We start from the raw sequence: 19,733 nt of genomic DNA on the forward strand, positions 1-19,733 counted from the left end.
GGTAGCCTGGGTGGCTGTGTCTCATGCCCTCTCAGCAGGAGGCACACCCCAAGAAAAACCAAGGAAATTCAAACGGCGAGTGAGACGTCACCGTCTCGCGCGCCTGAACCTGTAAAGGCTCATTCGTGGCGAACATCAAGTCCCAGATCAAGCGGATCAAGACCAACGAGAAGGCTCGGCTGCGCAACAAGTCGGTCAAGTCCTCCCTGAAGACCGCGATCCGCAAGGCCCGCGAGGCCACTGCCGCGGGTGACGTCGAGAAGGCCACCGAGTACACGCGCGCCGCGTCGCGCCAGCTCGACAAGGCCGTCTCGAAGGGCGTCATCCACAAGAACCAGGCCGCCAACAAGAAGTCGGCGCTTGCTTCCAAGGTCGCTTCCCTCAAGGGCTGAGTCCCACTCGACTTGACCGCCGGAAGGGACCAAGCGGGCCCTCTCATCCGCTCCTGACCGGCACCCCGGATCCGTGCGCGGCCTGCGTTCGCCACGCGGGCACGGCTCCACCATCTTGAACCGAAGGCCCCGTTCCCCCTCCTTCCCCAGGAGGTCGAACGGGGCCTTCGGTGTGGGACCCCGCATCTGCTCACATCGTCCTGAACAGCCTCGTCCTCAAACGCCGCACCTCAAACTCCGGACGGGCTGGACGTCTTTCGGGAGTCTTCAGGGGCGCGGAGAAGTGCGCGCCCAGCTGGCGCGGAGAACTGCGCGCCTCCCAGGGAACGGAGGGGACGGGCAGGGGTTGGCGGGGGGGGGCGAAGAACCCCGGCTCAGCGCACCCGGGAGGGGCTAACCCCGGTGCGACCGCGCAGCCCGCGCAATCGCGACGACCGCCTTCTCCAGCGCGTATTCGGGATCATCCCCACCGCCCTTGACCCCGGCATCGGCTTCGGCGACCGCCCGCAGGGCAACGGCAACCCCGTCCGGCGTCCACCCCCGCATCTGCTGCCGCACCCGATCGATCTTCCACGGCGGCATCCCCAGCTCACGAGCCAGGTCGGCAGGCCGCCCCCCACGCGCGGAGGACAGCTTCCCGATCGCCCGCACCCCCTGCGCCAACGCACTGGTGATCATGACGGGCGCGACCCCGGTCGACAGAGACCACCGCAACGCCTCCAACGCCTCCGCGGCCCGCCCCTCCACGGCCCGGTCGGCCACGGTGAAGCTCGACGCCTCGGCCCGCCCGGTGTAGTACCGCCCGACGACGGCCTCGTCGATCGTCCCCTCGACATCCGCGGTCAGCTGAGACACCGCCGACGCCAGCTCCCGCAGATCACTCCCGATCGAATCGACGAGCGCCTGACAGGCCTCGGGTGTGGCCGACCTCCCCAGCGCCCGGAACTCACCGCGCACGAACGCCAGCCGATCCGCCGGCTTCGTCATCTTCGGGCACGCCACCTCCCGCGCCCCCACCTTGCGCGCGGTATCGAGCAGCCCCTTGCCCTTGGCCGCACCCGCGTGCAGCAGCACGAGGGTGATCTCCTCGGCCGGCGCCTCCAGGTACGCCTTCACGTCCTTGATGGTGTCGGCCGACAGATCCTGCGCATTGCGTACGACCACGACCTTGCGCTCGGAGAAGAGCGACGGACTCGTCAGCTCGGCGAGCGTGCCGGGCTGCAACTGGTCCGGGGTGAGATCCCGTACATCCGTGTCGGCGTCGGCGGCCCTGGCGGCGGCCACCACCTCCTGCACGGCACGGTCGAGCAGGAGATCCTCCTGGCCCACGGCAAGCGTGACGGGGGCGAGAGGGTCGTCATGAGCGGTCTTCTTGGCCATCACTGAAAGCATCCCACGCGCCACTGACAACGCGTGCCGCGCGGGCCGGCCCCTGCGACCACCACGCCCCGTCAGAGACGCGGGGTCATGACATCGTGCGGCTCCGCCGTGTGAGCGCGACCGGCCAAGGACGCCCCATCCGACGAACCGCCCTCATTTCCGGCTCCCCCCAGCGGAGCGCTACGGCTACGGCTCCTCGCGCCAGCCGTCCCACTCCCCCGCGAACTCGTCCAGCTCCCTCGGGTCGAGCCGCTCCTCGGGGTCCGTCAGGACCAGCAGCCACTGCGCGTCCTCGGCATCGTCCTCACCGGCCAGCGCGTCCCGTACGAGCTGCGGCTCCTCGTCGAGCCCGAACCGGTCACCGATCGCCTCCGCCGCCTCTTCCGCGGCATCGCGGTCGGGCAGTACCAGCACATGTCTCACATCACTCACGAGGACATTTTCCGCTATGCCCGTCAGGGCCGACGCCGGGGTCGGTCCTGACGCCACGCGAGAACCGCAGACCAGACTGAGATCCCGACCGAAGACCAGACTGGGACCCAGACCGAAGACCAAGTCAGCCCTTCTGCACGATCTGCACGTCCGACTCGATCCTGATGCTCGGCCCGACCACCGCGATGCCCCGCGCGAGCATCGACTGCCAGCTCACCGTGAAGTCGTCCCGGTGCAGTTCGGTCGTGGCCCGGCAGGCCGCCCGCGCCTCGCCCTCCATCCCATGGCCGAGCCCCAGGTACTTCGTGTCGAGTGTGACCGTACGCGTCACCCCGCGCAGCGACAGTGCCCCCGTCACCCCCCAGCGGCCGATCATCCAGGACACCCCCGCGCGACGTGAAACACCTGTCGCCGAGGACGCATTCGACCACCAGTGCGGCTTTCCGGGCAACTCGCGACCACATCAAAGGAATCCAGCACATGTGCTGGGATTATGCACGATTAACCCCCTTGACGTGCGAGTAACCCCATTTGACCTTTGTGACGGCATCTCTTCGGTCAGGCCTTCCGCACCTCCGGCACCCGGTCCAACTCGATCCCGAAACGCTCCCGGTAAAGGGCCAACACCTCCTCGTCCGTGGCCAGTTGCGACACCTCCTTCGCCCCGTCCGCCGCCGTCACCGTCAGGCTCCGACCGCTGAGTGTGATCCGCCCTCCGTCCTCCGTGACCCGCGAACAGACCAGCGACCGCACGAAATGCGACGTCGGCGAGGTGCTGTGCCACCAGGCCCCGGTCACGAAGTCCCCGAGCACCCGCGGCCGCACCTCCAGGCGGTACTGCGGCCTGCCGTCCCGGATGACGTCCAGATCCTCGGCCTCCCTTCGACCACCGACGCCCCGCACCCCCGCCGCGTCCGGCCCCGCCTCGACGACCCTGAACGAGCCGCCCGGGTCGGCCTGTTCGGCCCGGTCCCCGAAGGCCAGCGGATAGTGACTGTGCGTCCCGAACCCGACGTCCGCCAGCCAGTCGCCCCCATCCACCGTCCGTACCCGCAGCCCGAGATGGTCGAACGGGATCCCCAGCCGCCCCTCCTCCCCGTACACCCGCGCCGCGAGCAGCGTCACATCGAAGCCGAGCGCCCCCAGCAACGCCCCGAACGCCCCGTTCAGTTCGTAGCAGAAACCGCCCCTGCGCGCGCCCACCACCTTGTCCAGCAGTCGCTTCTCCTCCAGCACGATCTCCTCACCCAGATGGATCGACAGGTTCTCGAACGGCACCGTCTCCAGATGGCGCAGGTGCAACTCGCGCAGCACACCCGAGGTGGGCCACGCGGGGTGCTGAGCCCCGATCCGGCGGAGGTAGGCATCGGCCTGTGCGGAATTCATGACCTCAGTCTCTCGCCACGCTCAGCCCTCCGCCCGCACCGACGACGGCCAGCGCCCCGTCTTTGTCCGTGCGCAGCACCACGGCACCCCCGGCGCGCAGCGCCGCGACCGTGCTGGGCGCGGGATGCCCGTATGGGTTGTCCCTGCCGCACGAGATCAGGGCGAGCCGCGGGGCGACCCTACGTATGAGTTCCGGATCCTGGTAGGCCGAGCCGTGGTGGGCGACCTTGAGCACATCCACGGCCGCCAGGTCCCGGGCCATGGGCGATCTCAGCAGTGCCTGCTGGGCCGGCGGTTCGAGGTCGCCGAGCAGCAGCAGCCGCAGTCCCGCCGACCGTACGAGCAGGGCGACGCTGGCGTCGTTCGGCCCGTCCGGTGTGGGGGCCGGGGTCGGTGGCGGCCACAGCACCTGCCAGTCGAGGCCCCCCGTGCGCCGCCTCTCTCCCGCCACGGCCCGCGTCACCGGAATGTGCCGTGCGGCCGCCTCCCTCCGTACGGATTCGGCCTGGTCCCGCGGTTCCTCGAACCCCGTCGTCTCGATCGCCCCCACCGAACGTCCGCGCAGCACCCCGGGCAGCCCCGCCACGTGGTCGGCGTGGAAGTGCGTCAGCACGACGAGCGGAATCCGGGTGACGCCGAGTGTGCTCAGACAGCGGTCGACCAGCCTCGGATCGGGCCCCGCGTCCACCACCACCGCGGTGCCGTCGCCCGCCGCGAGCACCGTCGCGTCGCCCTGCCCGACGTCACACATCGCGAACCGCCAGCCGGGCGGCGGCCATCCAGTGATCACCTTCGTGAGTGACGCCGGCTGCACCACGACCAGCAGGAACACCACGACACAGGCACCCATCAACCACGGGTGCTGCAGGAGCCGTCGGCCGACGAACACGACGACCGCCGTGACGAGGGCGAGCAGCAGCGCCCCCGTCCAGCTTCCCGGCCAGTCCACTCCCCCGCCGGGCAGCGCCGCACCCGTGCGCGCGATGTCCGCGATCCACCGGGCCGGCCAACTCGCGCACCACGCCAGCGCCTTGGCGACGGGCAGCGCCACCGAGGCCGTCGCCAGCGTCGCGAAACCCAGCACTGTGGCCGGCGCGACGGCGAACTCCGCGAGCAGGTTGCACGGCACTGCCACCAGACTCACCCGAGCCGACAGAACGGCGACGACCGGCGCGCACAGCGCCTGTGCGGCTCCCGCGGCGGCGAGCGCCTCGGCGAGGCGCGGCGGCACCCGGCGCCTCTGGAGCGCCGCGCTCCATCGCGGCGCGAGCGTGAGCAGGGCGCCGGTCGCCAGCACGGAGAGCAGGAAGCCGTAACTGCGGGACAGCCAGGGGTCGTACAGCACCAGCAGCAGTACGGCCGTGGCCAGCGCCGGGATCAGCGATCTGCGGCGTCCGGTCGCGATGGCGAGCAGCGCGATCGATCCACAGGCCGCGGCCCGCAGCACGCTCGGGTCCGGTCGGCACACGATCACGAAGCCGAGTGTGACCGCGCCACCGAGCAGGGCGGTCGCCCGCAGCGGGATGCCGAGCCGCGGGGCGAGACCGCGCCGTTCGGCACGCTGGGCGAGACCCGGCGGTCCGATGAACAGGGCGAGCAGGATCGTGAAGTTTCCTCCGCTGACGGCGAGCAGATGTGTGAGATCCGTCGCCTTGAACGCCTCGTCCAGCTCCGGCGTGATCCGTGAGGTGTCCCCCACGACCAGCCCCGGCAGCAGCGCCCGCGCGTCCGCTGTCAGCCCGTCGGTCGCCTGCCGCAGGCCCTCGCGCAACCGACCGGCGAACCGCTGTGGCGCGGACGGCTCTCCCACCACCTCCGGCGGCCCGCTCCCCCGCACCCGCAGTACGGCCGCGATCCGGTCCCCGCCCGACAGGGTGGGCGCCAGCCTCGCGGCCACCCGCACCCGTGTGGACGGCAGCAGCGACAGCCAGGGCGAGCGCTCGTCGGGAGACCGGGGCGAGCCCCGGGGCGACCTCGCGTCGACGATCATCAGCACCGGCGTTCGCGTCGCCACGACCGCCCCGCTTCCGTCCGCCCTCGTCACCCGCCGGACCTCCGCGTCGAGCAGCACGGCCGTCGGAGTCGCGTGGTCTCCCTTGATCCGGGGCCGGGTGAGCTGTGGGTCGGAGGTGACCTCCACCTCGGCGGTCACGTGGGCGTACTGCCGTGCCAGGGAGGGGATCGGTCCGCGGCGCGGATCCACCCCGTGCAGGCCCGCGGAGGCGGCGGCCGCCGCGACACAGAGCAGCACGGCGGCGCCGGAGGCCCGCGGCCACGCATACGGCCGCCGTCCGCCGTGCTCCGACGCGGTGCGCGCCCTTCTCCGTCCCGCCGCCGACAAGGAACCGACCGCGACCAGACAGCCCACCACCACACCCGTGACCCATCCGGGCGGGGCGCCCAGTGTGACCGCCGCTGTCACCCAGGCCGCGAGCGCGGGCGGCACGAGCCGCAGATCCGTCGGCCCTTCCTCCCGGGGATGCGCGCTGCCCAGCCGCTTGCCCGAGGCGGCGTGCACGGCGCGGCGGCTTCGAGCATTCCGCGTGGCATCCGTCGGCACGGAGGACGCTGAGGACGCTGAGGACGCTGAGGACGCTGAGGACGCTGAGGACGCTGAGGACATGGTCTGTCCGCTCATAGCCGTGCGAGATTCTTCAGATCGGCGAACCGGCGGTCGCCGATTCCATTGACCTGGCGAAGCTCGTCGACCGAGCGGAAACCCCCATGCTGGGTGCGGTAGTCGATGATGTGCTGAGCGAGAACGGGACCGACGCCCGGCAGGGTGTCGAGCTGGTCCACGGTGGCCGTGTTGAGGGAGACCGGGGCCGAAGGGGTCGTCCCGGAAACGGATCGGCCGGTGCCGGTGGCGCCTGCGCCACCACCCGTGACCGCTCCCACCGCGGGGGCGGGAGCGCCGACCACGATCTGTTCGCCGTCCACGAGGAGGCGGGCGCGGTTGAGTCCCTCCGTGTTCGCGCCCGGTCGCGCGCCGCCCGCGGCTCGCAGGGCATCCTCGACCCGGGAGCCGCCCGGCAGTCTTTGGAGCCCAGGGCTGCGCACCTTGCCGCTGACGTCCACCACGATCGCGGTTCCGGACGAGCCGACCTGGCTCGGCGACGCCCCGGCCGAAGCGCCCGGCTCCGCGGACGGCCGCTCCTGCGCCGCGTCCCGTCCGCCGTACGGCGCCACCGCCCGCACCACCTCGGGGGCCCGCACCGACTGGGTCCGGCCGGCCCAGAAGTGCTGTGCGGCGAAGACCGCGGCGACCACGAGCAGCACGCCGAGTGCGGTCACACTCCTGCGCTCCAGGCCGCACCTCGACTGCAGCCACAGCGGCATCCGCTCCCGCACGGCGAGCCCGGCCCGCTCCCGCCACGTCCCCGCCGCTCCCCGCACGGGAACGCCGGTCCCGGCTCGGCCGTCCGCACCCGGGGACGGGGCGTCACGGTCCGAGGTCCCGGCGAGGGACGTCCCGCCATTCCCCCGCACCTCGGCCTGCCCGACGCCCGCCGAGGTGCTCCCCCGTGGACCGCCGACGTCCCGGTCCACTCCCGGCGGCCCGTCCCCCAACTCGCCTCGCGACCCGGCCCTTTCGGAGAAGAGCGCTTCCACGCGCAGGCGGAGTGCCTCGGCCGAGGCATCGTGGCGTCCAGCTCGGGCACGGGTGTCGGCGCGGCTTGGCGGGTGGTGTCGGCGATGGCGGGTGCGGCCGTCGGAGACGGGGCCGCGGCCCGGGCCGCTGGTCGGTGTGGCGGTGCGTGAGCGTGATCGAAGTGCCATGCGTCGAGGATCCGGCAATGTGCCACCCTCGGGATGATCTTGCTCAATTTCCGGGGAAAACTACCCAGTTGTGGATAATGTCGTCACCCACACGAGCCTCAGCCGACGCACCGGCCCCTTCAGGTCTTCTCAGCCTCACCGCGGCGAGACGACGGCCCCCAGCAGCCCGGGGCCCGTGTGCGCTCCGATCACCGCCCCGATCTCGCTCACATACAGATCGGCGAGGCCCGGCACCCGTACCCGCAACCGGTCCGCGAGGGCCGACGCCCGCTCGGGGGCGGCGAGATGGTGGACAGCGATGTCGACCCGGGCGCTGCCCGCGCGTTCGGCCACGATCTCCTCGAGCCGGGCGATGGCCTTGGACGCCGTCCGTACCTTCTCGAGGAGTTCGATGCGCCCGTCGTCGAGCTGCAGCAACGGCTTCACCGCGAGCGCGGAGCCCAGCAGCGCCTGTGCGGCCCCGATCCGGCCACCGCGGCGCAGATAGTCGAGGGTGTCGACGTAGAAGTACGCGGAGGTGCCGTCGGCCCGCTTCTCGGCGGCCGTGACCGCCTCGTCGATGGTGCCCCCCGCCTCCGCGGACTCTGCCGCGGCCAGCGCGCAGAACCCGAGGGCCATCGCGACCATGCCGGTGTCCACCACGCGCACGGGCACGGGGGCGTCACGGGCCGCGAGGACGGCGGCGTCGTACGTGCCGGAGAACTCGGCGGACAGGTGGAGCGAGACGATGCCGGTAGCGCCCGACTCGGCGACCTTGCGGTAGGTCGCGGCGAAGACCTCGGGGCTGGGCCGGGACGTGGTGACGGGACGCCGCTTCTGGAGCGCCTGTGCCAGGGAGCGGGCCGAGATCTCGGTGCCCTCTTCGAGCGCCTGATCGCCGATAACCACGGTCAGGGGCACCGCTGTGATGCCGTGGCGCTCCATCGTCCGGGGCGGCAGGTAGGCCGTTGAATCGGTGACGATCGCGACATGGCAGGACATGAGCTGGAGGTTACCTGCCGGGGGGCGTGGACGGCAGCCCGGCCCCTTTCACCTGCGGTCTAGGTCGGGTCAAGTCGTGCTCTCGGGGCGGGGCTTCTTCTGCCAGGGGTAGGTGGGCCGCCGCCCGGGCGAGGTGATGGCGGAGCGCGGCGGCTCGTCGGGCGCCCGGAATCCCGGGGGCTCCGGCCACGTCTGACCGTTGGAAGCGGCCGCGTCCGGTGCCGACGCCTCGGGCCAGGACGCCGAGGGCTTCGGCTCGGTCGTCCAGTGCCGCAACGCGCCCGCCTCCACGTCGATCTGTGCGCTCAGCGAGTCCAGGTCGTCGACGGCGAACCGGCGGGCCCGGTCGCGCGCGGCCCAGCGCAGCGAGTCCGCGGACCGGGTGATCCGCTCGGTGCGCTCGCGCAGTTCGGGCAGCCGCGCGGCCAGCGTCCTCTTGTCCGGTTCGGTTTCCAGGCGCTTGAGTTCGTCGTCCAGCTCGCGGCCGTGCACACTCAGCCGCTCGAAGAGGCCCAGGGACTCCTTCAGCGACTCGTCCTCGGTCACGCCCGCGTGCAGCGCGTCCTGCGTGGCCCGCATCGACGTGCGCAGCGTCAGCCTCAGCTGGGCGATCTCGCCCGCCGGGCCCGGCTGGGCGAGGGTCTTGGCGCGCAGGGTGGTGTCCTCGACCGTGCGGCGGGCCTGCGAGATCGTGCGGTCCACACCGCGCTTGGCGGCGCCGATGGCCTTCACCGTGGCGTATGCGCCCAGCACCACGAACAGCAGGAAGAGCAGAGCGATTACTGTGATCACGGCTTCCACCACGCTCCTCCTCCGGACGGTCGCGGCAGCCGCCGCGGCGCTCTTCAACGGTAAACGCTACGGGCAGGTCCGGAGTTCCAGAAGAACCCCGAACCTGCCCGTAGGGGACTACCCCGAGCCAACGCCCCAACCCGTGCCGAGACCGGGGGAAGCGGTTACGTCGTAACGATGTTCACCAGCTTCGGTGCCCGCACGATCACCTTGCGGATGCCCGCGCCGTCCAGCGCGGCGACGACCTTCTCGTCGGCCAGCGCGATCTTCTCCAGCTCGGCGTCGGAGATCGACGGGGAGACCTCCAGGCGCGCCTTGACCTTGCCCTTGATCTGCACGACGCAGGTCACGGCCTCGTCCACGGCGTACGCCGGATCGGCCACCGGGAAGTCCTGGTGGACGACCGAGTCGGTGTGGCCCAGCTTGCGCCACAGCTCCTCTGCGATGTGCGGGGCCAGCGGCGCGACCAGCAGCACCAGGGCCTCGGCGACCGTGCGCGACACGGGGCCGCCGGCCTTGGTCAGGTGGTTGTTCAGCTCGGTGACCTTGGCGATGGCGGTGTTGAAGCGCAGGCCCTCCAGGTCCTGGCGCACGCCGTCGATCGCCTTGTGCAGGACCCGCAGGGTGTCCGCGTCGATGTCGGCGTCCTCGGTGTCGACGACCGTGACCTCACCCGTGCTCTCGTCGACGACGTTGCGCCACAGCCGCTGCAGCAGCCGGTACTGGCCCACCACCGCGCGCGTGTCCCACGGCCGCGACACGTCCAGGGGACCCATCGCCATCTCGTACAGGCGCAGCGTGTCCGCGCCGTACTCGGCGCAGATCTCGTCCGGGGTGACCGCGTTCTTCAGGGACTTGCCCATCTTGCCCAGCAGCCGGGAGACCTTCTCGCCCTCGTAGTAGTACGCGCCGTCGCGCTCCTCCACCTCGGCGGCGGGCACCGCGATGCCACGGCTGTCGCGGTACACGAAGGCCTGGATCATGCCCTGGTTGAACAGCCTGTGGAACGGCTCGGCCGAGGAGACGTGGCCCAGGTCGTACAGCACCTTCGACCAGAAGCGCGCGTACAGCAGGTGCAGCACGGCGTGCTCGGCGCCGCCGACGTACAGGTCGACACCACCGTGCGGCTGGCCCTCGCGCGGGCCCATCCAGTACTGCTCGATGGCCGGGTCGACCAGCTTCTGGTCGTTGTGCGGGTCCAGGTAGCGCAGCTCGTACCAGCAGGAACCGGCCCAGTTGGGCATGGTGTTGGTCTCGCGGCGGTACTTCTGCGGGCCGCGGCCGTCACCCAGGTCCAGGGTGACGTCGACCCAGTCCTCGTTGCGGGACAGCGGCGTCTCCGGGGAGGTGTTCGCGTCGTCCGGGTCGAAGGTGCGCGGTGAGTAGTCCTCGACCTCCGGCAGCTCCAGGGGCAGCATCGACTCGGGCAGCGCGTGCGCGACGCCGTCCTCGTCGTAGACGATCGGGAAGGGCTCGCCCCAGTAGCGCTGGCGGCTGAACAGCCAGTCACGCAGACGGAAGTTGACGGTGCCCTCGCCGATGCCCTTGCGGGCCAGCCACTCGGTGATACGCGCCTTGGCCTCGACGACGCCCAGACCGTCCAGGGAGACCTCGTCGCCGGAGGAGTTGACGATCTTCGCGTCGTACGAGGCGAAGGCGTCGTCCCAGGTAGACGCGTCCGTGCCGCGATCGTCCGAGGGCTCGACGACGCAGCGCATCGGCAGTTCGAAGGCGCGCGCGAACGCGAAGTCACGGGTGTCGTGCGCGGGCACGGCCATGATCGCGCCGGTGCCGTAGCCCATCAGCACGTAGTCGGCGATGAAGACGGGGATCTGCTCGCCGCTGACCGGGTTGGTCGCGTACGCGCCGGTGAAGACGCCGGTCTTGTCCTTGGCCTCGGCCTGGCGCTCGACGTCGGACTTCGAGGCGGCCTGCGCACGGTAGGCGGCGACGGCCTCGGCCGGGTTCGCGTAACCGCCGGTCCACACCTCGTGGGTGCCCTCGGGCCAGGCGGCCGGGGTGAACTTGTCGACCAGCGGGTGCTCGGGTGCCAGCACCATGTAGGTGGCGCCGAACAGGGTGTCCTGGCGGGTGGTGAAGATCGTGACGGCTTCGCCGTCGATCGGGAAGTCGACGCGGGCACCCTCGGAGCGGCCGATCCAGTTGCGCTGCTGCAGCTTGATGGCCTCGGGCCAGTCCAGCGCCTCCAGATCGTCCAGCAGGCGGTCGGCGTAGGCGGTGATGCGCATGTTCCACTGGCGCAGCTTGGCCTTGAAGACGGGGAAGTTGCCGCGCTCGGAGCGGCCGTCGGCGGTGACCTCCTCGTTGGCCAGTACGGTGCCCAGCCCGGGGCACCAGTTGACGGGCGCGTCGGAGGCGTACGCCAGGCGGTACTCGCTCAGGACGTCGGCGCGCTCGACGGCGGTCAGCTCGTTCCACGCGCGCGCGGAGCCGTCATCCCCCATTACGGCGCGGTCGCCGCTCTCGAACTGGGCGATCAGCGCGGAGATCGGGCGGGCCTTGTCCGCCTCGTCGTCGTACCAGGAGTTGAAGATCTGCAGGAAGATCCACTGGGTCCACTTGTAGTAGTCCGGGTCGATCGTGGCGAAGGACCGGCGCTTGTCGTGGCCCAGGCCCAGCGCGCGCAGCTGGACCTTCATGTTCTCGATGTTCGCTTCGGTGGACACGCGCGGGTGGGTGCCCGTCTGCACGGCGTACTGCTCGGCGGGCAGGCCGAAGGCGTCGAAGCCCAGGGTGTGCAGGACGTTGTGGCCCGTCATGCGCTGGAACCGGGCGAATACATCGGTGGCGATGTAGCCCAGGGGGTGGCCGACATGCAGTCCCGCACCGGAGGGGTACGGGAACATGTCCATGATGAACTTCTTGGGCTTGGCGACCTGCACCGGGTCGCCCGCCAGGTCACCGCTGGGGTTCGGCGCCTCGTACGTGCCCTCGGCGTCCCAGAAGTCCTGCCAGCGTGCCTCGATCTCAGCGGCCATCGCGGCCGTGTAGCGGTGCGGCGCTGCCACCTCGGAGGCGGCAGCGGGGTTCGTCTCGCTCATGATCCTCAAAGCTCCATCGATCGTCTCTGCCAGCGGCTTAGAAATGAAAAATCCCCTCGCACAGGAGGGGACGCCGCGCCGATTCCGACCACGAATCGTCAGTGGTCGGGACTGATCAGCGCGGCTCGCTAAGCAGAAGGCGTACGGCACGCATGGCGTCAGGGTACCGCAGCCCCCGCGCGCGCCGCGACGAGCTTCCGGCGGCGCGTGACACGCCGTGCCACGCGTCACAATCACGCCAAAAAAACTGACCAATGTTCAAATTTTACTTCGCGTAACGGACGCCAGGGGACAACACAAAGACCTAGTTGCCCTTTGGTAACAACGCAATAACTCAAACCTCGTACCCATCGGTATGGCTCGACTTAGAGTTCGGCTTCGGGACCGCTTCCCCGAACCGTTGGGAGTAACCCCCTATGAACCCTCGTCGCAGTGGCAGCACGCTTCCCCGACCAGGCCGCTCGGCCTACGGGGTGGCGACGGCTGCCGCCCTGCTGCTCATACCCGTGGTCGTGCTGGCCGGAGGCAACCAAGTCCAGGACTTCCTCAACTTCGGTGCGGGCGTCCTGTCGCTCGTCTCCCTCACGTGTTCGGTCATCTGGGGCCTCATCGCCCAGGACCGGCTCATCCTCGACACGCGTCAGCGGATCGTGGCACAGGGCGTCCACCGGGTGACGGCCGTCGCCTCGATCGCGTTCCTCCTGGTGCACATCACCATCAAACTGGCGCTGGACCACACCGTCCTGATCGCCGCGCTGATCCCCTTCAGCCTGGGCGTCCAGGGCAGCGCCGGACTCATCGGCCTCGGCTCCCTGGCCGGGCTGCTCATGATCTTCGTGGGCATCACCGGCGCACTGCGCAACCAGTTCGCGGCCCCGGCACCGGTCGCGGCGCGCTGGCGCGCGATGCACATGCTGGCCTACCCAGCCCTGTGCGCGGCGCTGATCCACGGTCTCTTCGCGGGACGGCCGGCGAAGACGTTCTTCATGGTGTCGTACGAGCTGTGCCTGGTCGGGGTCGGCGCGGCCCTCGCCCTGCGTGCGGCTCCCCACCCCGTCAAGCGCAAGGTCGCCGACCGGATCATGGCGATCCTCGGTAACGGCGGCGGCGTCAGTGGCCGCATGGCCCGCGAGGACCTCACGGCATCCCGTGCCACCCTGGCGGAGAACTCCCTGCCGGGCTTCGCCCCGCGTCCCGCCCAGCAGTCCTCGGGAGACCCGTTCGTCCCCCCGCAGCGCACGCCGTCCCCCGAGCAGTCGCTCTACCAGACTCCGGTCGACCCCGCCGCCACCGCGGGCTCGGCGCCCGGCTTCGCGGCGGCCTACCGGGCCATGTCGGGCACACCTGGCGGGAACCCCACGGCCGCCGCCCCGACCGAGCGCATCCAGATGCCCACGGACATGCAGCCCACGGAGATGTTTCCCCGCGCAGACGGCAGCAGCCCCTCGGGCAACTGGCCCATCCCGTCCCCGCCGCCCGTCGGTGAGGCGCCCCGCTCCGCGTACGACCCGCTCGCCGACACGGGATACAACATCCCCGTCTATGACAATTCGGCCACCGGCGGGTACGGCACGAGTGACGTGTACAACACCGGTGAGACGAACCCCGCCTTCGGTACGTACAACACCAACGACACGTACGACAGCGGTCCCACGCCTGACGTACTGCCGGGCGCCTTCGACGCTCCTGGCTCCGGTGAACCATGGAACGCCCCTTCCGGAGGCTTTAAGTGAACGAGGCCCTGCCCGACGTCCCGGAGGTCCGCGTCGTCGGGCTTCCACAGCTCACGTCGGGTTTCGACCTGGTTGAACGGCTCGATCTGCCCATGCACCTCAAGGTGCACGGGCCGCTCGAGCCGATGGGCGGTGAACAGCTCGCGGGCCTCGCCGAGGCGATCGGCCTGAAGGGCCGCGGCGGCGCGGGCTTCCCCTTCGCCAAGAAACTGCGCTCGGTCGCCGAGTCGGCCATCAGCAAAGGCATCCGACCCGTCGTCGTCGTCAACGGAAGTGAGGACGAACCCGCCTGCCGCAAGGACACGGTGCTCATCAACCGTGCCCCGCACCTCATCCTGGACGGCGCCCTGCTGGCCGCGGAAGCCATGGGCTCCCGCACCCTGGTCATCGGGGTGACCCGTGAGTCGACCCAGCGATCCATGGAGGCCGCGCTGGCCGAGCGCGGCCTGAGCGACCGGCGCGGATCGCCTCTCCGCGCGCGTGTGCAGCGCAATCCGGTGCGCATGGTGACCGGAGCGGCCGCCTCGCTCATCCGCTCCATCGACGGCGGCCCGGCCATCCCGCCGGGCCGCAAGATCAGCGCGTCGCAGAGCGGCGTCGGCGGCGCGCCCACCCTGCTGTCGAACGCCGAGACGTACGCGCAGCTGGCCATCGCCGCCCGTATCGGCCCCGACCGCTACCGCAACACCGGTCTGTACGACGAGCCCGGCACCGTCATGCTCACCATCTCCGGCGCGGTCGCCCGCCCCATGGTGATCGAGGTCCCCACCGGCGTGCCGCTGCGCTACGTGCTCCAGCTGGCCGGTGCCCCGCCGATGCCGCAGGGCGTGCTGACCGGCGGCTACCACGGCAAGTGGCTGGACGCGGCGACGGTCAACGAGGCGATCGTCTCGCGCAACTCCCTGGACGCGGTGGGCGGCGCGCTCGGCGCCGGCGCGATCCTCCCGATCACCCAGGAGACGTGCCCGCTGGGCGAGTCGCTCCGGGTGGCCCAGTGGCTGGCCGAGGAGAGCGCGGGACAGTGCGGTCCCTGCTACCTCGGCCTGCCCGCCGCGGCGCGCGGCCTGGAGGACATCCTCAACGGCGGCGGACCGGCCGCCCTGGAGGCCGTGAAGCAGGTCGCCAAGGCCGTGAAACGACGCGGCGCCTGCTCGCACCCGGACGGCTCTGCGATGTTCATCGAGTCGACCATCAAGGCGTTCACGGACGACCTGGCCGCCCATGTCCTCGGCAATGGCTGCGGAAGGCCCGTGGAGGGCGTTCTGCCGCTCTTCGAGGGCGGTCAGCTCCCCACCGGCATCCCGGGCGGCCAGGCGGTCGAGGAGGCGGGCCCCAGCCGCCAGAAGATCTACGTCGACTGGACCCTGTGCCGCGGACACGGCCTGTGCGCGGACATCCTTCCCGAGGTCTTCGAACTGGGCGCCGACGGCTTTCCCACCGTCGCGCAGGCCCAGGTGCCCCGGTACGCGGAGGCGAAGGCGCTGCGGGCCGTACGCCGCTGCCCGGCGCTCGCCCTGCGCATCGAGGAGGACACCCGGTCCTCCGCACCGGCACGCAACAACCTGCCGGTGCTCTCGCAGCGCCGCGGCCGTCGGGCGCTCGGCAGCGGCCGCTGAACACGACGAAGGCGGGTCACCCTGATCGGGTGACCCGCCTTCAATGTTTGTGGAGCTAAGGAGAATTGAACTCCTGACCTCCTGCATGCCATGCAGGCGCTCTACCAACTGAGCTATAGCCCCTCGCGGCCACGCGGCTAAGCCGCATATTGACCGTGTCGCCCGGTTTCCCCGGCGGCGACGCCAACATTACACGGTCCTCCCCGTGGACCACCAAATCGATTCCATGCCGTGCGGACAATGCGGACATGAGGGATAGTGTCGGCCTTCGTGACCGTGATCGCGCTCCCCCGTGTCCGCCGCCGTGCGCCCGTCGCCCTGGGGGCGTGTCTGTTGTCCTTCGCGGCCTTCTGGTGCGCGCAACGGGCCGCGCACGTGTCGATGATCGACCTGATGGTGTACCGGGCGGAGGGCGAGACCGTACGCGCGGGCGGCGACCTCTACGCGCTGCGCACGACCGAGGCCCATCTGCCCACCACCTACCCGCCGTTCGCGGCGCTGCTGTTCACGCCACTCACATTGCTGGACACCGGGAGCATGCGGACACTGGCGACGGCCGGAAACCTGGCCCTTCTTGTGGTGTTCGTCGCCCTCTCACTGCGGCTCGTCGACCACGCGCGCGTGGAGAGTGTTTGGTGGGCGTCGGCGGCGGCCGTGTGGTGCGAGCCGGTGTGGACGACGCTGCGCTACGGCCAGGTCAATCTGCTGCTCGGCGTACTGGTGCTGTGGGACCTGACGCGGCGGCCCGGGCAGCGCTGGGCCGGGGTGGGCATCGGACTCGCGGCGGCGATCAAGCTGACACCGGCGCTCTTCGCGGCATTCCTACTGGTCACCGGTGTCGTGGCACGCGCACGGCGGGGTGACAAAGGCCCCTGGCTGCGGCACGCGCGCGGGGCGGCCGTCACGTTCGCCGGGGCGACACTGCCGGCCACGGCCGCCCTGCCGTACGACTCGTGGCACTTCTGGAGCCGGATGGTCTTTGAGACGGGCCGGGTCGGGCTCGTGGAGGACACCGCGAACCAGTCGCTGCGCGGGGTGCTGGCCCGGCTGCTGCACACCACCCGTCCCGGCCTGTGGTGGATCGCCGTGGCGGCCGTGGTGGGAGCCCTGGGCCTCACGGTCGCCGTGGCGGCGGAGCTGCGCGGACGGCGCGCCTGGGCGGTGGCCGCCTGTGCGGTGACGGCGCTGCTGGTCAGCCCGGTGTCGTGGTCGCACCACTGGGTGTGGTGCGTGCCGATGGTGCTGATCCTCGGGACGCGCGGCCGGGCGGCCGCCGTCTGCACGGCCCTGGCCTTCTGCACGTACGCGCTGTGGTGGGTGCCGCACGGACCGGGCAGGCTCGAACTGCACCAGACCGGCGCCGAATTGACGCTGTCCGCCCTCTACGCGGGAACCGGTTTCGCCTTCCTGACCCTCATCGGGGTCAGGCTGTGGCGAACGAATAGAACCGCTTGAGCGTGCAGTGCTCGTCGAGGAGCCGGCCGTAGATCGGCTCGCCCTCCAGTTCCCGGTACGTCTCGATCGGGTCGCCTTTTATGATCAGCGCCCGTGCGCACTCCTCGCACCAGTACTGGTAGTCGTGGTTGACCGGTTCCATGTCGCGGACGATCGGCGTACCACTGCCGCACCAATCGCACTTCCGCCTGTGTGCACCCATCGATCAGCTCCAGCTGTGGCCGCAGGCCGTGCACACGTAGGAGATCCCGCCGTTGTCGCCGAGAACCTGGGCGACGTGGACCGATCCGCAGAAAGGGCAGTCGAGGAGAGTGGCTCTTCTACGTGTCTGTGCCACATCGAGGAGATCGTCGACCTCCTCGAGGATGCTCGCAGGCATCGCTTCTCCCTCCCGTCGGGCCGCGCCCCCTTCCGGCCGTTTGATTCTGCCACGGCCGGAGCAATACGGTCAGCGACGCCTTCGTACCAGTCCGGACACGGCACCCGACGTGGCCGTCGCGGCCAGCGCATACGTGCACACGAGGAGCGCGTCCGCAGATGTATACGCCCCCGGGGCCCCAAGTGACTCAAGCCGGTTCAAGAAGAGTGTGCCGAAGGCCGCGACACCGATCAGCCGACCGAGCTGGGCGACCGTCGCGAGCAGTCCGCCGGCGTCCGCCGCGTCCTCGGGCCGCACCGTGGCCAGGGCCCGGGTGAGCGTGGGGCTGAAGCCCGGCGTGAGGCCGGTCCCCACGCCCGCGAACGCCACGTACAGCCACGGACCGCCGTCGCTCCCGCCCTTCAGCACGGCTTCGACGCCGGCCACGGACACGGCGGCGATCACGAACGCTGCCGGGATCAGGACCCGTTGGAGGGCGGCGCGCGACCGCGCCGGGCGAGCCGGGACTCGTACGGCGGTCTGCAACGCGCGGTACGACATCCTGGCCGCCAACCCCCTTACCGCGACCTGCTCTTCGTGCCGCAGACGCTCGGCATCGGCGTCCCCAACGCGCTGTGGACACTGTTCACCGTCCCCGAGCCCGACTGCCCGGTGGTGTTCCGTGACAGCGAACTGCCGTTGATGGTGGCGACACTGCGTTCCTCGTACGGCAGACACGTCGGCGACGTCCTCCTGCGGGAGCGACGGGAGAGCTTGTGGCCACCATCACATGCGGTGGCCATGGGAGCCATGGGACCGATATAGCCGATGCCCTGGGGGACATGAAAAATCCCGCCCCCTGAAGGGAACGGGATCTTTACCACTGATCTTTGCTCGTCTTTGACAACTCAAGAGAGTTGATCTGTGGAGCTAAGGAGAATTGAACTCCTGACCTCCTGCATGCCATGCAGGCGCTCTACCAACTGAGCTATAGCCCCTTGCGTTCTTCCCGCCCTGCGGGGCGAACAAGAAGAACTTTAGCCTGCGACCTGCCAGAAAGTGAAATCCGGTCCCGCCGGGCCCCCGGGACCGGACAGGGGCCGCTCAGTCGTCGTCGCCGAGCACCGGCTCCGGCAGTGTGCCGGCGTTGTGCTCGAGCAGTCGCCAGCCGCGGGCGCCCTCTCCGAGGACGGACCAGCAGCAGTTGGAGAGGCCGCCGAGGCTCTCCCAGTGCCAGGACTCCAGACCGAGCAGGCGCCCGATGGTGGTGCGGATGGTGCCGCCATGGCTGACCACCACGAGGGTGCCGTCCTCGGGCAGCTTGTCGGCGTGGCTCAGCACCACGGGGGCGGCGCGGTCGGCGACCTCGGTCTCCAGTTCGCCGCCGCCTCGGCGCACCAGCTCACCGCGCTTCCAGGCGGCGTACTCGTCGCCGTACCGGGCGATGATCTCCTCGTGCGTCAGCCCCTGCCAGACGCCCGCGTAGGTCTCGCGCAGGCCCTCGTCGTGGATGACGTCGAGGCCGGTGAGTGCGGACAGCTCGGCGGCCGTGTTCGCGGCGCGCCGGAGGTCCGAGGCGACGATCGCATCGGGCTTCAGCGAGGCGAGCAGACGGGCGGCGCGGCGGGCCTGGCCGATGCCCGTCTCGGTGAGCTCGACGTCCGTGGTGCCCTGGAAGCGGCGATCCACGTTCCAGGAGGTCTGGCCGTGCCGCCACAGGATGACGCGGCGGCCGCGGCCCGGCTCCTTCCCGGCCTCGGCACCCACCGCGACCGGGGCCGGGGCCCTGCCCGTGTCGGCCGCCGTCCCGGCCGCCGTCTCGGCCCCCGCAGCGGTCACCGCAGCTCCCCGAGTTCGGCGGAGTCCTCCTCGGCCTGCAGCTTGGCGTGCTCGGCGGCCTTGCCACGGGTGGCCTTGGCGTCGGCGGGCAGGTCCAGCTCCGGGCAGTCCTTCCAGAGCCGCTCCAGGGCGTAGAAGACGCGCTCCTCGCTGTGCTGCACGTGCACCACGATGTCGACGTAGTCGAGCAGCACCCAGCGGGCCTCGCGGTCGCCCTCGCGGCGCACCGGCTTGACGCCGAGCTCCTTGTTCAGCCGCTCCTCGATCTCGTCGACGATCGACTTGACCTGGCGGTCGTTGGGGGCGGACGCCAGCAGGAAGGCGTCGGTGATCGAGAGAACGTCGCTGACGTCGTAGGCGATGATGTCGTGCGCGAGCTTGTCGGCGGCCGCCTGCGCGGCGGTGTTGATGAGCTCGATGGAGCGGTCCGTGGCGGTCACTACGCGGCTTTCCGTCGGCGGTCAGTAATGACTCAAGGGTCTCACGGACCGCCGACGGCACCCCACGCGTTTCCGCGACCACGTCCC

Annotated in this window: 18 protein-coding genes, 2 tRNA genes and 1 pseudogene; 5 read left to right on the forward strand and 16 right to left on the reverse strand. The window is 70.6% G+C overall.

All coding sequences use genetic code 11. The features are described from left to right. The first annotated feature begins 125 nt into the window (after positions 1–125). Entirely contained in the window at positions 126–392 is a 267-nt protein-coding gene (rpsT, locus tag OG747_RS14220; RefSeq protein WP_405879696.1) for a 30S ribosomal protein S20, read from the forward strand. Between the two features lie 393 nt (positions 393–785). On the opposite strand, the gene holA is transcribed toward rpsT, so the two are convergent. From holA to leuS, 9 genes are all read right to left on the reverse strand, one after another. Continuing rightward, positions 786–1,772, reverse strand: a complete 987-nt coding sequence (gene holA / locus OG747_RS14225) for a DNA polymerase III subunit delta (RefSeq protein ID WP_405879697.1) — start codon at positions 1,770–1,772, stop codon at positions 786–788. 186 nt (positions 1,773–1,958) lie between these two features. After that, positions 1,959–2,204 carry a hypothetical protein gene (locus OG747_RS14230; RefSeq protein ID WP_405879698.1) on the reverse strand — a complete coding sequence of 82 codons (246 nt, stop codon included), beginning with the start codon at positions 2,202–2,204 and terminating at the stop codon, positions 1,959–1,961. A gap of 124 nt (positions 2,205–2,328) precedes the next feature. Further along, the gene (locus tag OG747_RS14235; protein WP_405879699.1) at positions 2,329–2,580 is read right to left on the reverse strand and encodes a YceI family protein; all 252 of its coding nucleotides are present in this window, start codon (positions 2,578–2,580) and stop codon (positions 2,329–2,331) included. 182 nt (positions 2,581–2,762) lie between these two features. Beyond that, positions 2,763–3,590, reverse strand: coding sequence for an arylamine N-acetyltransferase (locus tag OG747_RS14240; RefSeq protein WP_405879700.1), 828 nt, complete (start codon positions 3,588–3,590; stop codon positions 2,763–2,765). Positions 3,591–3,594: 4 nt separating this feature from the next. Beyond that, entirely contained in the window at positions 3,595–6,108 is a 2,514-nt protein-coding gene (locus tag OG747_RS14245) for a ComEC/Rec2 family competence protein (RefSeq protein WP_405879701.1), read from the reverse strand. A gap of 116 nt (positions 6,109–6,224) precedes the next feature. Then, positions 6,225–7,370: a helix-hairpin-helix domain-containing protein gene (locus tag OG747_RS14250; protein ID WP_405879702.1), complete on the reverse strand. Its 1,146-nt coding sequence runs from the start codon at positions 7,368–7,370 to the stop codon at positions 6,225–6,227. Positions 7,371–7,505: 135 nt separating this feature from the next. Next, positions 7,506–8,351, reverse strand: a complete 846-nt coding sequence (locus OG747_RS14255) for a DegV family protein (RefSeq protein WP_405879703.1) — start codon at positions 8,349–8,351, stop codon at positions 7,506–7,508. 69 nt (positions 8,352–8,420) lie between these two features. Beyond that, positions 8,421–9,152: a hypothetical protein gene (locus OG747_RS14260; protein WP_405885537.1), complete on the reverse strand. Its 732-nt coding sequence runs from the start codon at positions 9,150–9,152 to the stop codon at positions 8,421–8,423. Positions 9,153–9,307: 155 nt separating this feature from the next. Further along, positions 9,308–12,205: a leucine--tRNA ligase gene (leuS, locus tag OG747_RS14265; protein WP_405879704.1), complete on the reverse strand. Its 2,898-nt coding sequence runs from the start codon at positions 12,203–12,205 to the stop codon at positions 9,308–9,310. A 416-nt stretch (positions 12,206–12,621) separates the two neighbouring features. Between leuS and OG747_RS14270 the strand changes: the two genes are divergently transcribed. Both OG747_RS14270 and OG747_RS14275 read left to right on the forward strand, forming a co-directional pair. After that, positions 12,622–13,938 carry a cytochrome b/b6 domain-containing protein gene (locus tag OG747_RS14270; protein ID WP_405879705.1) on the forward strand — a complete coding sequence of 439 codons (1,317 nt, stop codon included), beginning with the start codon at positions 12,622–12,624 and terminating at the stop codon, positions 13,936–13,938. Next, a complete protein-coding gene (locus OG747_RS14275) occupies positions 13,935–15,554 on the forward strand; it encodes an NADH-ubiquinone oxidoreductase-F iron-sulfur binding region domain-containing protein (protein ID WP_405879706.1) in 1,620 nt (539 codons plus the stop codon). The genes OG747_RS14270 and OG747_RS14275 overlap by 4 nt, the downstream gene beginning before the upstream one ends. A 50-nt stretch (positions 15,555–15,604) precedes the next feature. Here the strand turns inward: OG747_RS14275 and OG747_RS14280 are convergent. Next, a tRNA-Ala gene (locus OG747_RS14280) sits at positions 15,605–15,677 on the reverse strand. 147 nt (positions 15,678–15,824) lie between these two features. On the opposite strand from OG747_RS14280, the gene OG747_RS14285 reads away from it, so the two are divergent. Beyond that, positions 15,825–17,009 (forward strand): glycosyltransferase 87 family protein, encoded by a 1,185-nt coding sequence (locus tag OG747_RS14285; protein ID WP_405879707.1) that lies wholly within the window; start codon positions 15,825–15,827, stop codon positions 17,007–17,009. On the opposite strand, the gene OG747_RS14290 is transcribed toward OG747_RS14285, so the two are convergent. The 3 genes and pseudogenes from OG747_RS14290 to OG747_RS14300 all read right to left on the reverse strand — a co-directional run. Beyond that, positions 16,978–17,211, reverse strand: coding sequence for a hypothetical protein (locus OG747_RS14290; protein ID WP_010986886.1), 234 nt, complete (start codon positions 17,209–17,211; stop codon positions 16,978–16,980). The two genes, OG747_RS14285 and OG747_RS14290, sit on opposite strands and share 32 nt — an antisense overlap. 3 nt (positions 17,212–17,214) lie before the next feature. Next, a complete protein-coding gene (locus OG747_RS14295) occupies positions 17,215–17,388 on the reverse strand; it encodes a hypothetical protein (protein WP_405879708.1) in 174 nt (57 codons plus the stop codon). Between the two features lie 69 nt (positions 17,389–17,457). Next, a pseudogene (locus OG747_RS14300) lies at positions 17,458–17,868 on the reverse strand (MFS transporter); the annotation flags it as partial. A 96-nt stretch (positions 17,869–17,964) separates the two neighbouring features. Between OG747_RS14300 and OG747_RS14305 the strand changes: the two are divergent. Then, the gene (locus OG747_RS14305) at positions 17,965–18,192 is read left to right on the forward strand and encodes a hypothetical protein (RefSeq protein WP_405879709.1); all 228 of its coding nucleotides are present in this window, start codon (positions 17,965–17,967) and stop codon (positions 18,190–18,192) included. A 100-nt stretch (positions 18,193–18,292) separates the two neighbouring features. Here OG747_RS14305 and OG747_RS14310 read toward each other — a convergent pair. The 3 genes from OG747_RS14310 to rsfS form a co-directional block, all read right to left on the reverse strand. Further along, positions 18,293–18,365: transfer RNA gene (locus OG747_RS14310), tRNA-Ala, on the reverse strand. Positions 18,366–18,471: 106 nt separating this feature from the next. Further along, entirely contained in the window at positions 18,472–19,134 is a 663-nt protein-coding gene (locus OG747_RS14315; protein ID WP_405885538.1) for a histidine phosphatase family protein, read from the reverse strand. Between the two features lie 68 nt (positions 19,135–19,202). Continuing rightward, positions 19,203–19,646, reverse strand: a complete 444-nt coding sequence (gene rsfS / locus OG747_RS14320) for a ribosome silencing factor (RefSeq protein WP_362018242.1) — start codon at positions 19,644–19,646, stop codon at positions 19,203–19,205. Between the last annotated feature and the right edge of the window lie 87 nt (positions 19,647–19,733).

The organism is Streptomyces sp. NBC_01384, assembly GCF_045040035.1.
Classification (GTDB): Bacteria; Actinomycetota; Actinomycetes; order Streptomycetales; family Streptomycetaceae; genus Streptomyces.